Raw genomic sequence first — 19,471 nt, forward strand, 5'->3', positions numbered from 1 at the left:
ATTTCGGGCCCGGCCTGCAGTCACCTATGCTTTCACCCGCAGCGAGCCCGGATCGTAAAGCGGATCGAGATGCAGTTTCGCGGGCCGGATCTCATTGGCGACGACCAGTTCATACCGCCCCGATTGCAGGAACGCGTCGCTGACGCCCGCCTCATTACGCACATAGCCAAAGCCGATCGGGCTTTGCAGGCTGTAGCCATAGCCTCCGCTCGTCAGATAGCCGACCGGCTCGCCGTCTCTGAGGATCGTTTCACGCCCCAGCAGCACCACATCGGCATCGTCAGTGGTGAACCCGGCAAGCCGTTTGACCAGGGCGGCGCCCGCCGCAGCCTCGCAGGCTTTGCGCCCGATGAAATCGGTATCGCGTTTCAGCTTGACCGCCCAGCCAAGGCCCGCCTCGAACGGATTGTCATTCGGGGTGATGTCGGATCCCCAGGCGCGGTACCCTTTTTCCAGCCGCAGGCTTTCAATCGCGCGGTAGCCGGTCGGACTAATGCCATGCGGGGCGCCTGCCGCCATCAGCGCATCGAACACATCGCCTGTACCGGAAAGAGGCACATGCAACTCCCATCCGAGCTCGCCGACATAGGTGACCCGCAGCGCGCGGACCTGATGGCCGGCGATCTCCAGCGCACGAACCGCGCCAAAGGGGAAGGCCGCATTCGACACATCCGCCTTTGTGACCGAAGTGAGCACCTCGCGCGCTTTCGGCCCCATCAAAGACAGGGTACCATAATCCTCGGTCACATCCCGGATAGCCACATCGCCGGCAGGCAAGTGATCGGCAATCCAGGCAAAGTCATGGGTGCGCGACCCCGTCCCGCTCACGAGGTAAAATCGGTCATCGGCCAGCCGCGCCACGGTCAGATCGCATTCAATGCCGCCGCGCGAGTTCAGGATCTGGGTATACGTCAGGCGGCCCGGCGCTTTCGCCACATGGTTCGCACAGATCAGCTCCAGCGCCTCGGCCGCCCCTGCCCCGGCCACCTCATATTTCGCGAAAGACGACTGGTCGAAGACGCCAACCCCGTCGCGCACCAGACGATGTTCCCGGCCCACCGCATCAAACCAGTTCTGGCGCCCCATCGAACAGATATCACGCGGCTCTTCGCCCGGGCCGGCAAACCAGTTCGGCCGTTCCCATCCGAGTTTCGATCCGAACACCGCGCCATGGTCTTTCAGCCGCGTGTAAAGCGGCGAGGTGATGCGCGGGCGCCCGCTTTCATATTCCTCATGCGGGAAGCCGATGGTGTAATGCTTGCCGTAAGCCTCAAGCGTGCGTTCCTCAACCCAGGCGCGGTCGCGGTGCAGGCCCGAAAAGCGGCGGATATCGACCGACCAGAGATCCAGCGGCGCCTCGCCCCGCATCACCCATTCCGCCAGCGCCCAGCCCGCCCCGCCGCCCGAGGCGATGCCAAAGGCGTTGAACCCGGCGCCTACAAACATATTGGCGCATTCCGGCGCGAGACCGAGGATGAAGTTCCCATCCGGGGTGAAGCTTTCCGGCCCGTTGATCATCTGCTTGAGGCCGGTTTCCGCGAGCTTTGGCACCCGGGCGATGGCCTCTTTCATATGCTGCTCGAAATGGTCGAAATCATCATCGAAGAGCTGGAATTCCCATTGATCGGGCACATCACCACCAGGAAGCCCCGTGCGCCAGCTCTGCGGGTTCGGCTCATAGCCCCCCATCACGAGACCGCCGACCTCTTCCTTGAAATAGGTGCGCCGGTCGGGGTCGCGCAAAGTCGGCGCATCAGACGCGAGACCCTCGATCTTTTCCGTCACGATATACTGGTGTTTGACGGGTTGCAGCGGCACATTGACACCCGCTTTCGCCCCCACCTGCCGCGCCCATTGCCCGCCGCAATTCACCACCTTTTCACAGGCAATCACGCCCTGATCGGTCTCGACCGCTGTGATACGGTTCCCCTCCATCACGAATCCGGTGACGCGGACATGTTCCACCAGCTTCGCACCATGCATCCGCGCGCCTTTGGCCAACGACTGCGTGATGTCCGAAGGGCTGGCCTGCCCGTCCGTCGGCAGCCAGGAGGCACCGACCAGATCCGAAACATCCATCAGCGGCCACATCCGTTTGACCTCTTCGGGCGAGACGAGATGCATCTCCATTCCGAAGCTTCTCGCGGTGGTGGCGAGGCGGCGATACTCGGTCCAGCGATCCTCATTGGTCGCAAGCCGCAGACAGCCGGTCATCTTCCAGCCGGTTTCAAGCCCGGTCTCGGCGGCGAGTGATTTATACAGATCAACGGAATATTTCAGAACCCTGGTGATCGAGGCCGAAGAGCGCAACTGCCCCACCAGCCCCGCCGCGTGCCAGGTCGACCCCGATGTGATCTTGCCCTGTTCCAGCAGGATCACATCCGCCTTGTGATCGCGCGCCAGGTGATAGGCGGTCGAGCAGCCGATAATACCGCCCCCGATCACCACGATCTGGGCATGTGCGGGAGGGTCTGCGACATCAGGTTTTCTTTCCGTAAGCTGAGCGGTAATGGTCGAGCGCGATCTCAAACCGCGCGAGGTTTTCTTCGGTATAGGCCGGGTAATCGGTGCCGGGCGCGTTCAGATACAGCTCGGACGCCATGCTCCACATCGCCTCACGCAAAAGGCTGGCGCATTGCATCGCCGCCATAGCGCGCAAGAGGTCGCGGGACGGCGCCTCGCCGAAATAGGCGCGCAACAGCGTGTTCGTCTCGGTCACCGAAAAGCCCGCATTCGATGACACGCCGGCCAGGTCGAACATGGCCGTCGAGAATCCGGCATATTCAAAATCGATCAGCCAGAGCCGGTTGCCATCATCGAGAAAATTCGCCGGAAGCAGGTCATTGTGGCTGAAAATGATCGGCAGCGGGATCTGCGCTTCCTCCAGCTCATCAGCCAATGCGAGGTAGCGTGGCAGATCCGCCAGTTTGCGGCTGCCGCCCGTCCGCAAAGTGCGGGCATAATCGCGAATCACATGGAAGGGCCAGAAGATGAATCCCGGCCCCGAGACATGGCGCCCCATCTCGCGGTGGAAATCGCGGATCAGCCGTGCCAGCCCGTCGATATTGCCCCGCACATCACCGGCGTTGAACGTATGCGCGCTCAGGTGGCGGCTGACCATGACACCCGGCCCGGCGAATTCGACCGCCGGGGCGAAACCGGCCGCTTCAGCGGCGCGGGCGGTCATGATCTCGCGCTCGCGGATCACGTGGTGGAACGGATAATCCTTGCCAAAGCGCACCACATGGCCGCCCTGCTCATCGCGCACCAGCCAGCTTTCATTGCTGATACCGCCCAGAAGCGGCGCAATGCTGATGTCGCCCTGCCAAACTGGCAGCGCCCCGATGATCGCCGCCTTCTCTGGCGGAACTCTTGTCTCTCCGGTCATAGCCCCCCCTGCAGTCTGTCGCCGCATGTTGCGTAAGACTGGCGGTGGCTTTGGGATTGCGTCAACAAAAATGTGGATTTATGACCGATCTTGACCGGTTATTGTGGAATCGGTCATTATTTCGCGCCAAAGCTGCGCAAACGGTCACGACAACAGGGCTTTCATGGATCACTCTCCGCGTCACGGCCAGATTCTCGCGATACTGTCCGGCCAGGGAACAGCCGGAATCAACGAGCTTGCCGAACGGCTGCGTGTCTCGGCCGAGACCATTCGTCGCGATGTGAAGACACTCGCCGCGCAGGGTGAGATCGTGCGGATGCATGGCATGATCGGGCTGGCGTCGACGCTGCGTGAGGCCCCGTTCGAGCGGCGGATGCGCGAAAACCGCGCGGCGAAAGACATCATCGTGCGGCGCGCCGCCGCGACGATCCGTGACGGGGATTCGGTGATGCTGGATACCGGAACAACGACGAGCCTGCTGGCACGCGCGCTTTTGCAGCATCATCGGCTGGTGGTGGTGACGAATTCTTCAGACATTGCCCGCACACTGGCCACGGTGAACGGCAACCAGGTCTATATGGCGGGCGGCAGGCTGCGGAGCGACAGTGGCGCGTCCTTCGGGGTCTCGGCGATAGATTTTGTCAGCCGGTTCAGCGTTGATCATGCGGTGATTTCGGTCGGGGCGATCGATGCCCTGACCGGGGTGATGGATTACGATCTGGAGGAGGCGGAATTCGCCCTCGCCGTTCTGCGCTGCGGCCGCAGGCGGGTGGTGGTGACGGATGCGACGAAATTCGGGGTGCAGGGTCTGGTGCAGGTCTGCGGCTTTGACGCGATTGACGAGGTGATCTGTGACCAGCCGCCGCCGCCGGATCTCGAGGCCGCGCTGCAGGCCGGAGGCGTGCTGATCCGCGCCAGCGACTGAACCGGCGCCGCGCCCTCAGTCCCCGAGAAATTCGCGCCAGCGCCGGATCAGATAATTATGTTCGGGCATGATGGTCGACCAGACGGCGATGCGGGCGACACGGTCCTGATAGCTGCCGCCTTCGCGCCGCTCGCCGCGCCGGACCACGATCTGCCCGTCACTGCCCGCAAGATCTTCGCAGGCAGGCTCGCCCGCATACCAGAAGGCCCATTCGGCCGGCGTCAGCGTGTCGCGAAGCGGCTGGACCACCGACATGTAATAGCCCTGCCGCGCCATGATCGCCCCGGGCACACCATCGAGCCACCAGTTGAGCCAGGCATAGGCCATCTCAAGCCGCTCGCCCGACAGTGCCGCCGAAAGGCAAAGCCCGGAATGCCAGCCACGATATCCCTCGCCCGGCACCGCGTAATGCAGATCGCGCCCCATGGCCCGCATCGCGTAATAGGCGGGCGACCACAAAGCCGAGATCACCGGCCCGCCACCGCTGCCCTGTGGCGTCATCAGCCGCACCGCATCATCAGATGTCGCCCAGAAGCGTGTAAAATGACCCGACCGGCGCAGGGGCATCAGCACGGCGAAAAGTGCGTCGATCTCTTCGATGGTCAGATCGCCCGGATCGGCGATGTCGACCAGCCCGGCCGCCCGCGCCGCCAGCGCAAGCTCTACCACGCTTGCAGCCGGATCAGCGGCGAGGGCCGCGCGCCCATGCCAGCGCCCATCGAGAAGCCAGGCCCAGCTTTCGGCCTCTCCCGCGCGGCGCAACGCCGACATCTCTGGCGTCCAGACGAAGCTGTCCACGTTGTAAGTTGTTGGCAACATGGATATTTGCGGGCCTCTCCGGGCTGCGGCCAGGCTGCAAGGCTGCGATCAGATTGCGCATAAAGGAGGCTTCCGGGCCAGCTGCCAGGCTGCCGCCCATTGGCGCCGGGGCGCGTTCCGGCGATGGTCACCTCATCCCACCGCGCGAGCCGCGTCGTGTCGATCGGGCGGATCGAGGCCGCCGTCCATAAAAGATCCAGCGAATGGAACCACTGATCATAAACATCGAAGCTCTCGGGCGCCATCACGCCGCGGCGTTGGCAATCGAGCCCGTCCAGCACCTCGAACTGAATGCCGAACGGCAAATCTGCCGCCGCCCGCGCGCGCAGTTCAGGCGTCAGGGTCGCAGGTGTTCCGATCACGCGCAGTACGGTATCCGTCATAGGCCCCCCTGATGCGCCGGAATCAGCCAGGCCACCCGGCGCGGCGGCGGCAGGAGCGACAGCACCCTGAGGCGCGCCAGCGTAAGCCTCCCGATCCGCAGCAGATGGCTGCGCATCAGAACCTGCGCCGCCTCGGCTTCGTCCCGGCCCAGGTGATGCAGGATCCGCGCGTAATCGAGCAAGGCGGCCAGGTCATCGGTCAGCGGAAAATGGTGACGGAAGAGATGCGGCACCACCAACGAGATCTGATTGCGCCGGATCGAGGCCAGAAGGCGCGAATTCCGCAGACCGGCGAACATCTCCTGAAACATCGCCTGGTCGATCTGATCCAGGGCCTGGGGCTCGACCTGCGGGAAGGCGCGGATCAGCGCCGCGATCCGCGCCTCGAGCCGCGCGAGCCAGGCCCGGTCAAGGCCAGGCAGCACCTGGTCCAGCGCCGCCGGTTCCATCAGCGCCCGCATTTCCAGCGTCTCGCGCAGATCGCGCGCGGTCATCTGGCCGACGATCCAATGCGATTTGCTGTCCTTGTCGACCAAGCGCCGGTCCATCAGCCGCCAGAGCACCTCGCGCGCGACGGTCCGGCTGACATTGAAATGGTCGCCAAGCGCCGCCTCCTGAATGCGCCAGGAGCCAAAGGGCATGGCGGCGGTGATTTCCTCGCGCACCTCGTCGAAAATCCGCTCCCAGGAGGGCGAGCGGTCGATTTCCTCCGGCTCGCCGGTGAGAATCTGGTGGAGCTGGCGCAGCGCCAGCTGCACCGGCGCGGCCTGACCGACCTTAAAGCCCTGACCACCGGCCTCGAAGATCAGCCCGGCCTCGGCCAGAAGGGCCAGCGCACGGCGCACCGGGGCCCGGCTGACGCCGAGCTGCCCGGCAACCGGCGCTTCTTTCAGCACTGTCCCGGGCGGCAGCTCCCCGCTGCTGATCTTTCGGGACAGGAGGTCGCGAATCGAGACATAGAGAAAGGCCGGCCGTGACCCCGCCGCCCCCATCGACATCGCCGGCCGGGCGATCATCGGGGCAGATTCGGCAGTGTTTTGGCTCAACCGTCCGATCTTTCTGTCCATCGCATACAAAGGCCGCCCACACCCCGGCAAATACAGGGCAATTTGCCCAAAAAAGTGGCACATCCGGCACTGAGCCCGAAGTATGCGACCATGCTTTACATCTTTCCAGATATAAATTGTGCATTGCATCCCAAGAACACTTTGCTAGCGTACTTGTCAGAGTGATATCCGCTCCGGATAGTTCCCATCAGCGCCCGACCGGTCAGAAGACCCGGCAGGCCACCTCCAGCAACAGGGAGAATGACCATGACGACCAGCAAGAAACCGGGCCTCAGCCGCCGGGGCTTTATGAAAGCCTCAGCCGCCGGAGCCGGCGCGGCAGTGGGTTCGGGGATTCTCGGCGCGCCGATGATCTGGGCCCAGACGATCAAGGACATCACGCTCAACCAGGTGGGGCCCTCTTATTCGGTGATCGCCGATATCTGCGAAAAAGCCTCAGCCGATCTCGGCTTCAAAATCGTGCCCCAAACCGCTGACAGCACCTCGCTGATGGCCAAGGTGGTGAACCAGCCCGAGACCATCGACATTGCCGATCTGGAATTCTGGGCGATGCAGAAGGTCTGGCGCTCGGGCCAGCTGCAGCCGGTCGAAGTGGCGAAGATCGCGAAATGGGGCGATATCACGCCGGTGATGAAGGACGGCAAGAATTTCGACGGTTCCGCCCAGTCGATGCAGGGCACCACACCGGTCAAGGTGATGTATACCGGCGGCCCGGGCGACACCGCCTTTTCTGCCAGCCCGACCGATTTTGCCACCACGATGCCGACCATCTTCAATGCTGACACGGTCGGCATCCGCCCGGACCTGATCGGGCGCCCGGTGGAAAGCTGGGGCGAGCTGTTCAACCCGGAATTCAAGGGCAAGACCGCGCTGGTGAACATCCCGCAGATCGGCATCATGGACGCCGCCATGGCGATGGAGGCTCTGGGCGAGCTGACCTATGGCGACAAGGGCAACATGACGAAGGAAGAGATCGACACCACGATCAACCGCCTGATCGAGCTGAAGAAAGCCGGTCAGTTCCGGGCTTTCTGGTCGACCTTTGACGAATCGGTCAACCTGATGGCGGGCGGCGAGGTGGTGATCCAGTCGATGTGGTCGCCCGCCGTGACGGCGGTGAAATCGCGCGGCACCGCCTGCGTCTATCAGGGGCTGAAAGAGGGCTATCGCGGCTGGGGCCTTGGCATGGGGCTGATGAACCATCTCGAAGGCATCAAACTTGAAGCCGCCTATGAATATCTGAACTGGTATCTCTCGGGCTGGCAGGGCGCATTCATCGCGCGTCAGGGCTATTATTCCTCGGTGCCGACCACGGCAAAGGAACAGCTGACCGCGAATGAATGGGGCTATTGGTACGAAGGCCAGGCCGCGCAAGAGGACATCCTCGACCCTTATGGCGCGGTGATGGACAAGGCGGGCGCGGTGCGCGATGGCGGCTCGTTCGAGGCCCGTATGGGCAATGTCGCCTGCTGGAACACTGTGATGGATGAAGAGCGCTACATGGTGCAGCGCTGGAACGAATTCGTCTCGGCCTGATCCATTTTCCGGCGGGGTCACAGCCCCGCCGGCACTCTCACGAGGTTCATCAATGTCGCGTTCTTCCGGGCGGTCTTCGCCGCTGACGCCCTATCTCCAGGTCGCGCCGCTGGCGCTGATCATGCTGGCGATGGTGGGCATTCCGCTGATCACAGTGTTGCTTTTAAGCTTCTGGCAGACCGATGGCATCACGATCTACCCGGAATTCACCTGGGACAACTACGCTCAGGTGCTGACCTCGCCGGTCACGCTGACGCTGTTCCTGAACACGCTGAAATATGCCGCGCTGACCCTGATCGCGACCATGCTGATCGGCTTTACCTGTTCGTATTTCCTGGTGTTCCATGTGCGGAACCTGAAATGGCAGATCGGGTTGTTCTTGCTCTGCACGATTCCATTCTGGACGTCGAACGTCATCCGCATGGTGTCCTGGATCCCGTTTCTGGGCCGCGAAGGCGTCTTCAACCAGGCGCTGATATCAGCCGGGGTGATCGATCAACCGCTTGATATCCTGCTTTATTCCGACTTTGCAGTGGTCCTGACCTATATCCATCTGTTCACGCTGTTCATGATCGTGCCGATCTTCAACTCGATGGCCAAGATCAACCCGAACCTGATCGAGGCCGCCCGCGATGCCGGCGCCTCGGGCTGGCAGATCCTCTGGACGGTGATCGTACCGCTGTCTCGCACCGGGATCGCACTTGGCTCGATCTTCGTCGTCACGCTGGTGATGGGCGACTTCTTCGTCGTCCGTGTCATGAGCGGCGGACAAAGCGCATCGGTCGTCTCGGCGATGAAGAACCAGATCGACCAGTTGTTCTACCCGGAAGCTGCCGCGATGGCGGTCCTGCTGATCGTGGTCGTGTTGCTGATGGTCTCGGCGATTCTGAGGATCGTCGATATCCGCTCTGAACTGGCGAAGTGAGGGTCGAATGTCACAGGCAACCCAAAAACGCGGGCTCGGATTTTACCTGCTGGCGGCGTTTTTCGCGCTTTTCGTAATCTTCCTTTACGGCCCGATGCTGGTGATCTTCATCCTCAGCTTCCAGGGGCCAACGGGCGGGCTGACCTTTCCGTTGCGTGGCGTCTCAACCCATTGGTTCAACGACCTCTGGACCTCGACGCGCTACGGTGATCTTGGCGGCGCCTTCCGGCGGTCGATGGTTCTGGGCGCCATGTCGCTGGCCATTACCGCGATCGTCTGCCTTTTCGCCGGGCTCGCCTTCCGCAAGCGGTTCATGGGTGCAGGACCGCTGTTTTACCTGGCGATCACCAGCCTCGTGGTGCCGGGGATCCTGCTCGGCCTTGGGATTTCACAACTGTTCCAGCTGCTTGGCTTCCGGTTGAACTGGTGGCTCTCGGGCCTAGGCGCGCATCTGAGCTGGACGCTGCCTTTTGGCCTCCTGATCATGTTCGCGGTTCTGAACCGGTTCGACAGTTCCTGGGAAGAGGCGGCCCGCGATGCCGGCGCCAGCCCCTGGCAGACGCTGCGCTATGTGACCGTGCCGATCCTGTTCCCCGGTCTGATCGCGGTGGCGCTGTTCGGCTTTACCCTGTCTTACGATGAAATGCCGCGCTCGCTGCTGACGGTCGGCGGCAGGAATACCCTGCCCATCGAGATCTCAAATATGACGACGAATGTGACCACACCCGCGCTTTACGCGATTGGCACCGTGACCTCGGTGCTGAGCTTCGCTGTCATCGCGCTGGCCTTCGCCGGCATCGCCCTAATCCAGAAACGCCGTGCCCGCGCGAAGTGAGGAACTGACCATGTCTGATATAAGCCGTATTGATATCAAGGGCGTAACCAAGCTTTACGGGTCGGTGAAGGCGGTCAACAATGTTGATCTGGTGATCGAAGGCGGGTCTTATTGCTGCATGATCGGCCCCTCTGGCTGCGGCAAGACCACACTTTTGCGGATGATTGCCGGGCATGAGACCCCCTCCTCCGGCACTATTTCCATCGGGGGGCAGGACGTCACCCATGCGAAAACAGGCAGCCGAGGCACGGCGCTGATGTTCCAGAATTACGCCCTCTTCCCGCATCTTTCGCTGACCGACAACGTCGCCTTTTCGCTGCGCGTGAAAGGTGAGGCAACCGAGGCCCGCCGTGCGAAGGCGCGCGAGATGCTGGACCGCGTGCAGCTGCGCCACCTCGCGGACCGCCTGCCCTCGGAACTGTCGGGCGGACAGCAACAGCGAGTGGCGCTGGCGCGCGCCCTGATCACCAATCCAAAGGTCCTCCTGCTGGATGAGCCGCTTTCCGCGCTTGACGAATTCCTGCGCTTGCGGATGCGGGTTGAACTGAAACGGCTGCAAAACGAGCTCGGGATCACCTTCATCCACGTCACCCATACCCAACCTGAGGCCATCGCACTGGCCGACCAGGTCGTCGTGATGGATCACGGGCTGATCGAACAGGCCGCCTCACCGCGCGAAATCTACAACCACCCGCACAGCCCCTATGTCGCCCGGTTTATGGGCGGTCAGAATGTGCTGGCAGGCAAGGTCGAAAGCACCTCGGGCGATTCGGCAAGCGTCACCACCGCGGATGGGCACCGCTATGACCTGCCCTCCGCGCCCGGAGTGACCCCGGGCGCAGAAATTCGTTTCTCGGTCCGCCGCGACCGTATTCACCTCTCGCCCGATACGCCCGCGAGAAACGGGCTTACCGGCAAGGTCATCAACACCGAATACCAGGGCACTTTCGTCAAAGTCGCCCTAGATACCGGATCGCGCGAAGAATTCATCATCTACCTGCCCGATGAAGCCTGGTTCGCGCGGCCCATCACGGTCGGAGAAACTATCCATGCCAGATGGGAGCCCACCGCAAGCCACCATCTGAAAGGCACGAACAATTCCGCCGGAGCGCCTCTGGAAGACTGAGGCAAATCCGTTAACAGGAGAATAACATGGCCAAGAAAATCTACTGCGCCTTCGGCACCGATATCGATTCGGTTGCGGGCTGGATCGGGTCTTATGGCGGCGGCGACAGCCCGTCAGACATCCAGCGCGGCATCTTCGCGACAGAGGTCGGCATCCCGCGGCTGCTGCGTCTGTTCAAAAAATACGACCTCCAGACCAGTTTTTTCATCCCCGGCCACTCGCTGGAAACCTTTCCGAAAGAAATGCGGATGATTGTGGATGCAGGCCATGAGGTGGGCGCCCATGGTTACCTGCATGAAAACCCGATCGCAATGACGCCACAACAAGAGGAGGATGTTCTCGTCAAGTCTATCGAGCTGATCGACAAGCTGACAGGCCGCCCGCCGCGCGGCTATGTGGCGCCCTGGTGGGAAATGTCGAACTCGACGGCAGCTTTGCTGCAGAAATACAATTTCAGCTATGATCACAGCCAGGGCTATCGGGATTTTCAGCCCTTCTATGCGCGTGTCGGCGATGAATGGAATGTCATCGATTATACGAAACAGGCCAAAGACTGGATGCATCCGCTGAAACACGGGCGCGAGATCGATCTCGTCGATATCGCGGCCAACTGGTATGTCGACGATCTGCCGCCGATGATGTTCATGAAGAAGTCGCCCAACAGCCACGGCTTCGTCAATCCGCGCGATATCGAAGAGCTGTGGCGCGACCAGTTCGACTGGGTCTACCGCGAAATGGATTATGCGGTCTTTGCCTTCACCATCCACCCGGATGTGGCCGGGCGCCCGCAGGTTCTGCTGATGCTGGAACGGCTTATCGAATACATTAATGGCCATGATGGCGTCGAATGGGCGACGTTTGAACAGATCACCGATGACTTCCGCAAACGCTATCCGTTTGAAAGCGGTAAGCGGCCAGAGGTGATCTGAAACGGGGGCGATATGTGTTCCGCCTGTGGGTTTCCAAGCCGGCCCGGGCATTGGACTGATGCCGGGGGCTCTACCCCCGGCGACAGGTTGCGACTGCGCTTCATCCGGGTGGCCGCGATCAACCGGCTGCTCGCGCCCTGGGGGTTAAAGGCCTATGATGACGGTGTGACGCCCGGGCTGCAGCTCTTTGCACCCGGCGGCGCAAGGGAACTTGTGGCCGATCTCGACAACCTCTGGGCGGTGGCTTCCCGTATGGCCGGAACACCGGTGGACCCGCTTTCGCTGACCGTTCTCAACAATGACTGAGGCTTCCATCCAGGGGCAGAACGCCAAAGGCGATGGCCTTTTGCCACTGACTATCCTTGGCGGTTTTCTCGGGGCCGGGAAAAGCAGCTGGCTGCGCCATCAGCTGCATCAGGGTCTCCCCAGCGATCAGCATATTATCGTCAACGAGGCTGCGGGAACGCCGGTAGACAATCTGCTCCTGGGCAAGGCTACGCGGCTTACGGTCCTCGCCGGGGGCTGCGCCTGTTGCGAAGGCCTGACCATACTGATTGCGACGCTGCGCGACATCTGCGATCAGGCCAGCGGTCTGCACGCAGGAAAAACGACCGGCATCCTGCTCGAGACCAGTGGCCTCGCCGATCCGGGCGTCATCGCAAGTGCCATTGCGGCAGACCCCATTCTCGCCCGCCGACTCCGTCTGTCAGAAATAATCGTGCTCGCCGATGCGCAGCACGGGACATCGCAGCTTATGGAAGAGCCGCTGGCGCGTGCCCAGGCTGAGACAGCCGACCGCATCATAATGACCAAAACCGCATCGGCCCCGCCGGATCAGACCGCCCGTCTGCTGGCGACGCTGCGACTGCTGAACCCCGGTGCCCGGATCGAAGCGGCAGAGCTCGGGATCCCTCGTGATCTGCCCGAGCCGGGTCAGCCCTATGCGCTGCCAGCCTCCAGGGCCGACACACCGGACGCACCGATCCGGCCCTTCCGCCTGACGATCGGAGGAGCGTCGCGCGATGATGACGTTCTCGGTTGGGTGGCGCTTTCGACCTGGCTTTCCGCGCTCCTCTTCGCGCGGGGCAAAGATGTCATCCGCGTCAAGGGCGTGGTGCGGACGCCGGCGGGGCGTCTCCTGCTGCAATCCGTGCGCCATGTGATGCAGCCGCCCGAGATCCTGCCAGATATCATGCCCGAGAGCTTCGCCGGGCCGCAGCCCGAGGAAGGTGTCATCGTGCTGATAGGGCGCAATTTTGATGCCGGTCTTATCGCGCAGTCATGGGCCCGCTTTGGCGGCTGACCCGCCGGCTTTCTCCAGGGCGCGTTTCGCTTTCAGCTGACCGGATTCGAACAGCGCGACCAGCACGAGGCCCAGAACCAGCGGCAACATCAGATAGAAAAGCCGGAACACCAACAGCGCCGCCAGCACCGTCTCGGGCGGAAATTCCGGCAGGCCGGTGATCACCGCCAGCTCGAACACCCCGATCCCACCCGGCGCATGCGACAGCAGCGCCAGCGAGAAGCCGACCACGAACACCCCCATGACCACCATATATCCAGGGTTATTCGCCTCAGGCAGCGCGAAATAAAGGATACCGGCAGCAAAAAGCAGCTCCACCGGTGCAATCGTCACCTGCTTCAGCGCGATGGAAAACCGCGGGTAAGAAATGCGGAAATTACGGATCTTCAGATCCGGCAGACCAAGCGCCGAAGAAGCCAGATAGGCCACCACAATCGCCAGCGTGACCAGCGCCGCCCATTGCACCACATGCGGCGAGATATGGGTGGATACGCGCTCGCCCAGACCCGGCGTCAGGAGAAAGGCAAAGCCCAGAACGATCATCACGGCAAGGCTGAAGGTCAGCGAGCAGAAAGTGACCAGCACCCCTACTTCGGGCCCCGAAAGCCCCCTGGTCGTATAGGCGCGGTAGCGGATCACGGCGCCGGAAAAGGCAGAGGCACCAATGGTATGGGCAAGCGAATAGGTGGTCAGGGCACAGCCGACAACAAAGGGAAAGCTCACCTTTTTGCGCAGATGCTGCAGCGCGATCACGTCATAAAAGGCAAGATTGATATAACAGGCGAGCGTGCAGAGAACGATCAGCAGCCAGTGCCAGGAATTGATCGCCCCGAAGCCGGCCCAGAGCGCCTCCCAGGACATATCTTTCAGCTCATGGGTCAGAAACCAGAAAGATATCCCGATTGCCAACAGGCCGATCACCGGCCAGATGAATTTCTTCCACTTCGCGCCGCCTGACGTCGTACCTGCCACGTGCCATTGTCCTGTTGTTTTTGGCCCCGCCGGCAACAAAATAATCCCCGGCAGGTTGCCACTATTGGAACCGCATTCCATGACAAGGGCAATTCCGGTGCCCGGGAAAAATGCAGAAAATCACGAAATTCTGTTTGGCTGTCACAGCATCGCGGGCCCCGGCCAGGCCGGCGCCGCCCGAACCTGCCGCCAGGGTTGCGTGGCTTGCCACCATTGCGCGCGCTGAGCCAGCTCAGCCGGTGGTTTCCGGGCGCCTGCGAGATGTAGTACGGTGGTCAGGGGCCTGCTCAGCCCATCCTGCCCTGGTTCAGACGCACCACCCGGTCCATACGCGCGGCCAGTTCAAGGTTATGCGTCGCGATCAGCGCCCCCATCCCGGTCGAGCGCACCAGATCCATCAGCGCGCCGAAGACCTGATCCGAGGTTCCGGGGTCAAGGTTGCCGGTCGGCTCGTCGGCCAGCAAAAGCCCCGGCCCATTGGCCAGCGCGCGGCAAAAGGCCACCCGCTGCTGCTCGCCCCCCGAAAGCGCCGCAGGGCGGTGACCGGCTCTTGCTGACAGGCCGACCTTCTCAAGCAGATTGAGCGCCCGCGCGGATGCCTCCGCTTTCGACACGCCATTCGCCAGCTGCGGGATCACAACATTTTCCAGCGCGGTGAATTCGGGCAGCAGATGGTGGAACTGGTAGATGAAGCCGACATCGCCGCGCCGCGCCTCGGTCCGGAGCCTGTCAGACAGCCCGCCCATCTCGCGCCCGCCCATCACGACCCGGCCCTGATCCGGCGTATCGAGCAGGCCCGCAATATGCAAAAGCGTCGATTTCCCCGCCCCCGAAGGTGCGACCAGCGCCACGACCTCGCCTTTCGCGATCGACAGATCGACGCCGCGCAACACCTGGACTTCCGAGGGTTTCCCCTTGTTATAGCCCTTGGTGATCCCCTCGAGAACCAATGCCTCACTCATTGCGCAATGCCTCCACCGGGTCCATGCGGGCGGCGCGACGCGCCGGCAAAATCGTCACGCTGAACGACAGGCCCAAAGCCAGCGCCACCGCCGAGATCACGTCATTTGCCTGCAGTTTCGCAGGCAGAGAATAGATACCCCGGACCGAGGCATCCCAGACCGGGCTGCCATTGATCCAGGCGATCCCTGCCATGACCTGATCGACATTCAGCGCCACAAGGCAGCCAAGGCCGAGGCCCGCGATGGTGCCGATCACGCCGGTCACCGCGCCGCAGATGAAGAACACCCGCAGGATCGAGCCCTGGCTCAGCCCCATGGTGCGCAGGATGCCGATATCGCGCCCCTTGTTTTTCACCAGCATGATCAGCCCCGATACGATGTTCAGTGATGCGATCAGCACCAGGATCGACAGGATCAGGAACATCACATTGTCTTCGATATCCAGCGCGCGCAGGAACGACCCGGCTGAATCGCGCCAGGTCCAGGGATTGGCCTCCGGCCCGGCAGCATTCAGGATCGGCAGCACATAATCGTCAACCTTCTCCGGGTTTTTCACGATGATCTCGATCTCATCGGCAAATCCCTCGCGGTTCAGAAAGCTCTGCGCCTCGGTAAAGGGCATATACATCCGCACCTTGTCGATATCGTAGCGCCCGGCGGTGAAGATGTAGACGACCTCATAGGCCTTGGTACGCGGGCTGACCCCCATCGCCGTTTTGGGGCCGTTCAGCGTGATCACCCGCACCTTGTCGCCGACGATGACACCCAGATCACGCGCCAGAACCGAGCCAAGCGCGATGCCGTCGGGAAACCGGTCGATATCACCGATGGAATCGGAACCGATCCCAATTCGCGGGATCTTTGCCAGTTCCCCGGGCGAGATGCCGTAAAGATCGGCGCCGACGCTGCGCTCCCCATCCGAGACCATGACCTGGCCCCGGATCAGCGGTGCCGCACGCTCTACCCCCGGCACCCCGGCCACGCGGGCGGCGAGCGCCTCATAATCCGCGAAGCCCCGGATCTTCGCCCCGGCCTCATCGGTGCGCTCCGAAGACCAGAGCGTCACATGCGCATTGGCGCCAAGGATCGTATCGACGAATTCCTCGCGGAAGCCCGCCCGGACGGCGAGGGTCACGATCAGCGCCGCGACCGCGAGCGTAATGCCGATCAGCGAGATCCAGGTCATCACCGAGACCCCGCCCTCGGCACGGCGCGCGCGCAGATAGCGCCAGGCGATCAGCCACTCAAAAGCGGCGAAAGGTGCGGTCTTTTCAGCCATATGCCCGGTCCTCATGCCCGTTTCTTCGGTCTTGCCGGGCCGGTGCCCGTTCATTGGCGCGGAAAGTGGCCTTTGAGGCGCGAAAGGTCAAGAAAGGCTCTCGTGATCGGCGGCTGCGACAGGGGAGGTGCCAAAGCGATCCGCCAGCGCCTCGGCCCGCCGCATGTGCATCGTGGCATGGGTATAGGCCCGCGCAGTCTCCAGTGCAGCGGGGGCCAGCGCGGCCAGCGCCCTTACGTCGCCCGCCAGCGCCGCCGCCAGCGCCTCCGGCGCGCCGGGTGCGACGAGGCGGCCATTCACGCCGTCCTGTACCACTTCGCGATTGCCGGTCGTCGCGGTCGACACCACCGGCACACCTTGCGAAAAGGCGTCAAACAGGATGCGCGGCTGTTCATCGCCGGTCGTCGGCACCACCACCGCATGATAGAGGCGCAGCAGCGCCATAAAGGGCGCGCCATACTCCACCGGCTCAAGCAGCCCAAGCCGGACATGCCGCGCCTGCGCCGCGAAAGACGCGAGATCCGCGCGCATCGGCCCCTCGCCGATCACATCGACCGCCAGGGCAATACCCCGCATTTCCAGCTGCTCCAGCGCTGCCAGAAACAGCCCGATGCCCTTTTCCGGCACCAGTCGCGAGGCCATCAGAAAGCGCGGAACATCGCTTTTCGCGGCCCAGGCGGCCTGCATCTGCGCTTCGCTCAGGATCAACTCCTCCGAGATCCAGCTCGCCGGCAATACCAGCGCCCTGCCCTGCGGGCCAACGGGCAGGCTCTCGCGGTAAGCTTCACTCGTATAGACCCCCAGCCGGGCGCGGCGCATCGACCAGCGCGCGAAACTTTCCGTCAACCAGGCGCGCAGTCGCGCCTTGCGCCCCGCGCGGGCCGGATCGGGCAACCGCCAGAAGGCGCTTTCGATCACAATGACAAGCGGGCGGCGGCGCAAAACCGCAACCGGGTTGATCACCAGCCCGGGCGGCAGAGGCCATCCCGCGACGCCGGAATGCACGATCCCGGCCGCACCCACCGCGCGCCAGGCCGCCAGCACCATGCCCGGCAGGGCAAAAGCTGCACGCAGCATGCCCCCTTCCGAGCGCCCGAAAGGGCGAAACCGCAGCCGGCGTCCCGGTGGCACCACCACCCGCACCATATCCGGCCCCGGCGCGGTGATCCGCTCCTCCGGCGCCAGCACGGTCAGATCGGCAATATAGTCAAGATGTGCCCGCAGGTCATGCGCCCAGAGCCGGCCGAGCCAGACCTCCCCCTGCAGGTCGCGGTAAAACGGGATCAGGACCGAGAGCAGATAGCGCTGCGAGATCAGCGGCAGCGGTGCAGGATCGGGGGAGTCTTCGGTCATGATCTCCCCCTTTTCTCTGTGTCAGTTGGCAACGGCCCGGGCCAGAGACCCGGGCCGCGCGCGCCCTCAGCGATGGGGGGCGTAGATTTCTTCGATCCGGGCGACGGCGGCCTCCGGCGTCAGCTCTTCGCTTTCGCCGGTGCGGCGCGAGGTCAGCTCGACCACACCATTCGCCAGACCGCGCGGACCGACGGTGATCCGCCAGGGCAGGCCGATCATATCCATCGTGGCAAATTTTGCCCCTGCCCGCTCGTCGCGGTCGTCGTAAAGCGGCTCCAGCCCCTTCGCGAGCAGCGCCTTTTCAAGGCTGGCACAGGCTGCATCCGCTGCCGCATCGCCTTGCTTGAGGTTCACGATCCCGACCGGGAAGGGCGTCACGCCTTCCGGCCAGATGATGCCCTTGTCATCATGGCTGGCCTCGATGATCGCGCCCAGCAGGCGCGAGACGCCAATCCCGTGCGAGCCCATCTCGACCGGCACTTTCGTTCCGTCTTTGGTCACGACGGTCGCGCCCATCGCTTCGGAATATTTGGTGCCGAAATAGAAGATCTGGCCGACCTCGATGCCGCGCCCGACCTTGCGGTGTTCTTCCGGGATCTGATCGAAAAGAGCCGCATCATGGGTCTCATCGGTGCGGGCATAAAGCGTGGTGAACTCTTTGCAGACGCCCTCAACCTGCGTGCGGTCATCAAAATCGACCTCGCGATTGCCCAGTTTCAGCCGGGTCACGCGGTCATCATAAAAGACCTCGCTTTCGCCGGTATTCGCGAGCACCAGGAATTCATGCGTGTTGTCGCCGCCGATCGGGCCAGAATCGGCGCGCATCGGGATCGCGGTCAGGCCCATCCGCTCATAGGTGCGCAGATAGCTGACCATATGGCGGTTATAGGCATGCAGCGCGGCGTCCTTGTCGACGTCGAAATTATAGCCGTCCTTCATGTAGAATTCGCGGCCGCGCATGACGCCGAAGCGCGGGCGGACCTCGTCGCGGAACTTCCACTGGATGTGGTAGAGCGTCAGCGGCAGGTCTTTGTAGCTGTTCACATGGGCGCGGAAGATGTCGGTGATCATCTCCTCATTGGTCGGCCCGTAAAGCATATCGCGGTCATGGCGGTCCTTGATGCGCAGCATCTCGGCGCCATAGGCCTCATAGCGACCGGATTCGCGCCACAGGTCTGCGGGCTGCAGCGTCGGCATCAGCAGCGGGATGTGACCGGCGCGGATCTGCTCCTCATGGACGATCTGCTCGATGCGTTTGAGCACCCGGAACCCCAGAGGCAGCCAGGAATAGATGCCGGCGGCCTGCTGCTTGATCATGCCCGCGCGCAACATATAGCGGTGCGAGACGATCTGGGCCTCTTTGGGGTCATCTTTCAGAACGGGCAGAAAGTAGCGCGACAGACGCATGGCGGCCTCTTTGGCTCAGATGTGGCGGCAGGTATTCGCCCCCGTTCCTAGCGGCTGGCCCCTGTGCGGGCAAGAGAGCGCAGAACCTGCACATCGACACATTTCCCGCAGTGTAGAGCCATTGAAGCCGGAGATTGCATGACCAACGTCCTTTTCACCCTCTCTTTCACCGGGGAGATGCTGCTCCTGCTGGCTGGCACCGGCGCACTGATCGTGGCGCTGCTGAGCTGCCCCAGACTGTATCCTTCCTGAAAGAGGGCCA

At 62.8% G+C, this 19,471-nt stretch carries 18 protein-coding genes; 8 read left to right on the forward strand and 10 right to left on the reverse strand.

Features of this window, described 5'->3' with window-relative positions:
• Positions 1–24: 24 nt before the first annotated feature.
• Positions 25–2,529 (reverse strand): FAD-dependent oxidoreductase, encoded by a 2,505-nt coding sequence (locus QNO18_RS01240; protein ID WP_283176203.1) that lies wholly within the window; start codon positions 2,527–2,529, stop codon positions 25–27.
• Positions 2,480–3,388: a phosphotransferase family protein gene (locus QNO18_RS01245; RefSeq protein WP_283176204.1), complete on the reverse strand. Its 909-nt coding sequence runs from the start codon at positions 3,386–3,388 to the stop codon at positions 2,480–2,482. Before QNO18_RS01245 ends, QNO18_RS01240 begins: the two co-directional genes overlap by 50 nt.
• A gap of 163 nt (positions 3,389–3,551) precedes the next feature.
• On the opposite strand from QNO18_RS01245, the gene QNO18_RS01250 reads away from it, so the two are divergent.
• Entirely contained in the window at positions 3,552–4,313 is a 762-nt protein-coding gene (locus tag QNO18_RS01250; protein WP_283176205.1) for a DeoR/GlpR family DNA-binding transcription regulator, read from the forward strand.
• Between the two features lie 15 nt (positions 4,314–4,328).
• On the opposite strand, the gene QNO18_RS01255 is transcribed toward QNO18_RS01250, so the two are convergent.
• From QNO18_RS01255 to QNO18_RS01265, 3 genes are read right to left on the reverse strand one after another with little or no spacing between them, the layout of a single operon-like run.
• Complete coding sequence (locus QNO18_RS01255; protein ID WP_283176206.1) at positions 4,329–5,084, reverse strand: extracellular solute-binding protein; 756 nt, start codon at positions 5,082–5,084, stop codon at positions 4,329–4,331.
• Entirely contained in the window at positions 4,976–5,515 is a 540-nt protein-coding gene (locus tag QNO18_RS01260; RefSeq protein ID WP_283176207.1) for a hypothetical protein, read from the reverse strand. The genes QNO18_RS01255 and QNO18_RS01260 overlap by 109 nt, the downstream gene beginning before the upstream one ends.
• Entirely contained in the window at positions 5,512–6,561 is a 1,050-nt protein-coding gene (locus QNO18_RS01265; RefSeq protein ID WP_283176208.1) for a GntR family transcriptional regulator, read from the reverse strand. The genes QNO18_RS01260 and QNO18_RS01265 overlap by 4 nt, the downstream gene beginning before the upstream one ends.
• A 267-nt stretch (positions 6,562–6,828) precedes the next feature.
• Here QNO18_RS01265 and QNO18_RS01270 point away from each other — a divergent pair, with 267 nt between their 5' ends.
• From QNO18_RS01270 to QNO18_RS01300, 7 genes are all read left to right on the forward strand, one after another.
• Complete coding sequence (locus QNO18_RS01270; protein WP_198836594.1) at positions 6,829–8,118, forward strand: extracellular solute-binding protein; 1,290 nt, start codon at positions 6,829–6,831, stop codon at positions 8,116–8,118.
• A gap of 52 nt (positions 8,119–8,170) precedes the next feature.
• Positions 8,171–9,043, forward strand: a complete 873-nt coding sequence (locus QNO18_RS01275) for an ABC transporter permease (protein ID WP_092899540.1) — start codon at positions 8,171–8,173, stop codon at positions 9,041–9,043.
• 7 nt (positions 9,044–9,050) lie between these two features.
• Positions 9,051–9,878: an ABC transporter permease gene (locus QNO18_RS01280; protein ID WP_283176209.1), complete on the forward strand. Its 828-nt coding sequence runs from the start codon at positions 9,051–9,053 to the stop codon at positions 9,876–9,878.
• A 10-nt stretch (positions 9,879–9,888) separates the two neighbouring features.
• Entirely contained in the window at positions 9,889–11,004 is a 1,116-nt protein-coding gene (locus tag QNO18_RS01285) for an ABC transporter ATP-binding protein (RefSeq protein ID WP_283176210.1), read from the forward strand.
• Positions 11,005–11,030: 26 nt separating this feature from the next.
• On the forward strand, positions 11,031–11,933 hold the full coding sequence (locus QNO18_RS01290) for a polysaccharide deacetylase (RefSeq protein WP_092899546.1): 903 nt from the start codon (positions 11,031–11,033) through the stop codon (positions 11,931–11,933).
• An 87-nt stretch (positions 11,934–12,020) separates the two neighbouring features.
• On the forward strand, positions 12,021–12,239 hold the full coding sequence (locus tag QNO18_RS01295; RefSeq protein ID WP_249497435.1) for a hypothetical protein: 219 nt from the start codon (positions 12,021–12,023) through the stop codon (positions 12,237–12,239).
• The gene (locus QNO18_RS01300; protein ID WP_283176211.1) at positions 12,232–13,236 is read left to right on the forward strand and encodes a GTP-binding protein; all 1,005 of its coding nucleotides are present in this window, start codon (positions 12,232–12,234) and stop codon (positions 13,234–13,236) included. Before QNO18_RS01295 ends, QNO18_RS01300 begins: the two co-directional genes overlap by 8 nt.
• Here the strand turns inward: QNO18_RS01300 and QNO18_RS01305 are convergent.
• The 5 genes from QNO18_RS01305 to proS form a co-directional block, all read right to left on the reverse strand.
• Positions 13,213–14,208, reverse strand: coding sequence for a lysylphosphatidylglycerol synthase domain-containing protein (locus tag QNO18_RS01305; RefSeq protein WP_216279363.1), 996 nt, complete (start codon positions 14,206–14,208; stop codon positions 13,213–13,215). The genes QNO18_RS01300 and QNO18_RS01305 overlap by 24 nt on opposite strands.
• A 287-nt stretch (positions 14,209–14,495) precedes the next feature.
• Positions 14,496–15,170 (reverse strand): ABC transporter ATP-binding protein, encoded by a 675-nt coding sequence (locus QNO18_RS01310; protein WP_283176212.1) that lies wholly within the window; start codon positions 15,168–15,170, stop codon positions 14,496–14,498.
• On the reverse strand, positions 15,163–16,449 hold the full coding sequence (locus tag QNO18_RS01315; RefSeq protein WP_283176213.1) for a lipoprotein-releasing ABC transporter permease subunit: 1,287 nt from the start codon (positions 16,447–16,449) through the stop codon (positions 15,163–15,165). Before QNO18_RS01315 ends, QNO18_RS01310 begins: the two co-directional genes overlap by 8 nt.
• Before the next feature lie 87 nt (positions 16,450–16,536).
• Positions 16,537–17,802, reverse strand: a complete 1,266-nt coding sequence (locus tag QNO18_RS01320) for a glycosyltransferase (RefSeq protein ID WP_283176214.1) — start codon at positions 17,800–17,802, stop codon at positions 16,537–16,539.
• A gap of 66 nt (positions 17,803–17,868) precedes the next feature.
• Positions 17,869–19,209, reverse strand: a complete 1,341-nt coding sequence (gene proS / locus QNO18_RS01325) for a proline--tRNA ligase (RefSeq protein WP_283176215.1) — start codon at positions 19,207–19,209, stop codon at positions 17,869–17,871.
• Positions 19,210–19,471 lie beyond the last annotated feature (262 nt).

The organism is Gemmobacter sp. 24YEA27 (genome assembly GCF_030052995.1).
GTDB lineage: Bacteria > Pseudomonadota > Alphaproteobacteria > Rhodobacterales > Rhodobacteraceae > Pseudogemmobacter.

Bases quoted from the DNA above. Each gene is read 5' to 3' on its own strand.
- proS (WP_283176215.1), bottom strand. From the start codon at position 19,209: ATGCGTCTGTCGCGCTACTTTCTGCCCGTTCTGAAAGATGACCCCAAA.
- QNO18_RS01315 (WP_283176213.1), bottom strand. From the start codon at position 16,449: ATGGCTGAAAAGACCGCACCTTTCGCCGCTTTTGAGTGGCTGATCGCC.
- QNO18_RS01270 (WP_198836594.1), top strand. From the start codon at position 6,829: ATGACGACCAGCAAGAAACCGGGCCTCAGCCGCCGGGGCTTTATGAAA.
- QNO18_RS01250 (WP_283176205.1), top strand. From the start codon at position 3,552: ATGGATCACTCTCCGCGTCACGGCCAGATTCTCGCGATACTGTCCGGC.
- QNO18_RS01320 (WP_283176214.1), bottom strand. From the start codon at position 17,802: ATGACCGAAGACTCCCCCGATCCTGCACCGCTGCCGCTGATCTCGCAG.
- QNO18_RS01255 (WP_283176206.1), bottom strand. From the start codon at position 5,084: ATGTCGGCGTTGCGCCGCGCGGGAGAGGCCGAAAGCTGGGCCTGGCTT.
- QNO18_RS01290 (WP_092899546.1), top strand. From the start codon at position 11,031: ATGGCCAAGAAAATCTACTGCGCCTTCGGCACCGATATCGATTCGGTT.
- QNO18_RS01310 (WP_283176212.1), bottom strand. From the start codon at position 15,170: ATGAGTGAGGCATTGGTTCTCGAGGGGATCACCAAGGGCTATAACAAG.
- QNO18_RS01285 (WP_283176210.1), top strand. From the start codon at position 9,889: ATGTCTGATATAAGCCGTATTGATATCAAGGGCGTAACCAAGCTTTAC.
- QNO18_RS01260 (WP_283176207.1), bottom strand. From the start codon at position 5,515: ATGACGGATACCGTACTGCGCGTGATCGGAACACCTGCGACCCTGACG.
- QNO18_RS01280 (WP_283176209.1), top strand. From the start codon at position 9,051: ATGTCACAGGCAACCCAAAAACGCGGGCTCGGATTTTACCTGCTGGCG.
- QNO18_RS01300 (WP_283176211.1), top strand. From the start codon at position 12,232: ATGACTGAGGCTTCCATCCAGGGGCAGAACGCCAAAGGCGATGGCCTT.
- QNO18_RS01245 (WP_283176204.1), bottom strand. From the start codon at position 3,388: ATGACCGGAGAGACAAGAGTTCCGCCAGAGAAGGCGGCGATCATCGGG.
- QNO18_RS01275 (WP_092899540.1), top strand. From the start codon at position 8,171: ATGTCGCGTTCTTCCGGGCGGTCTTCGCCGCTGACGCCCTATCTCCAG.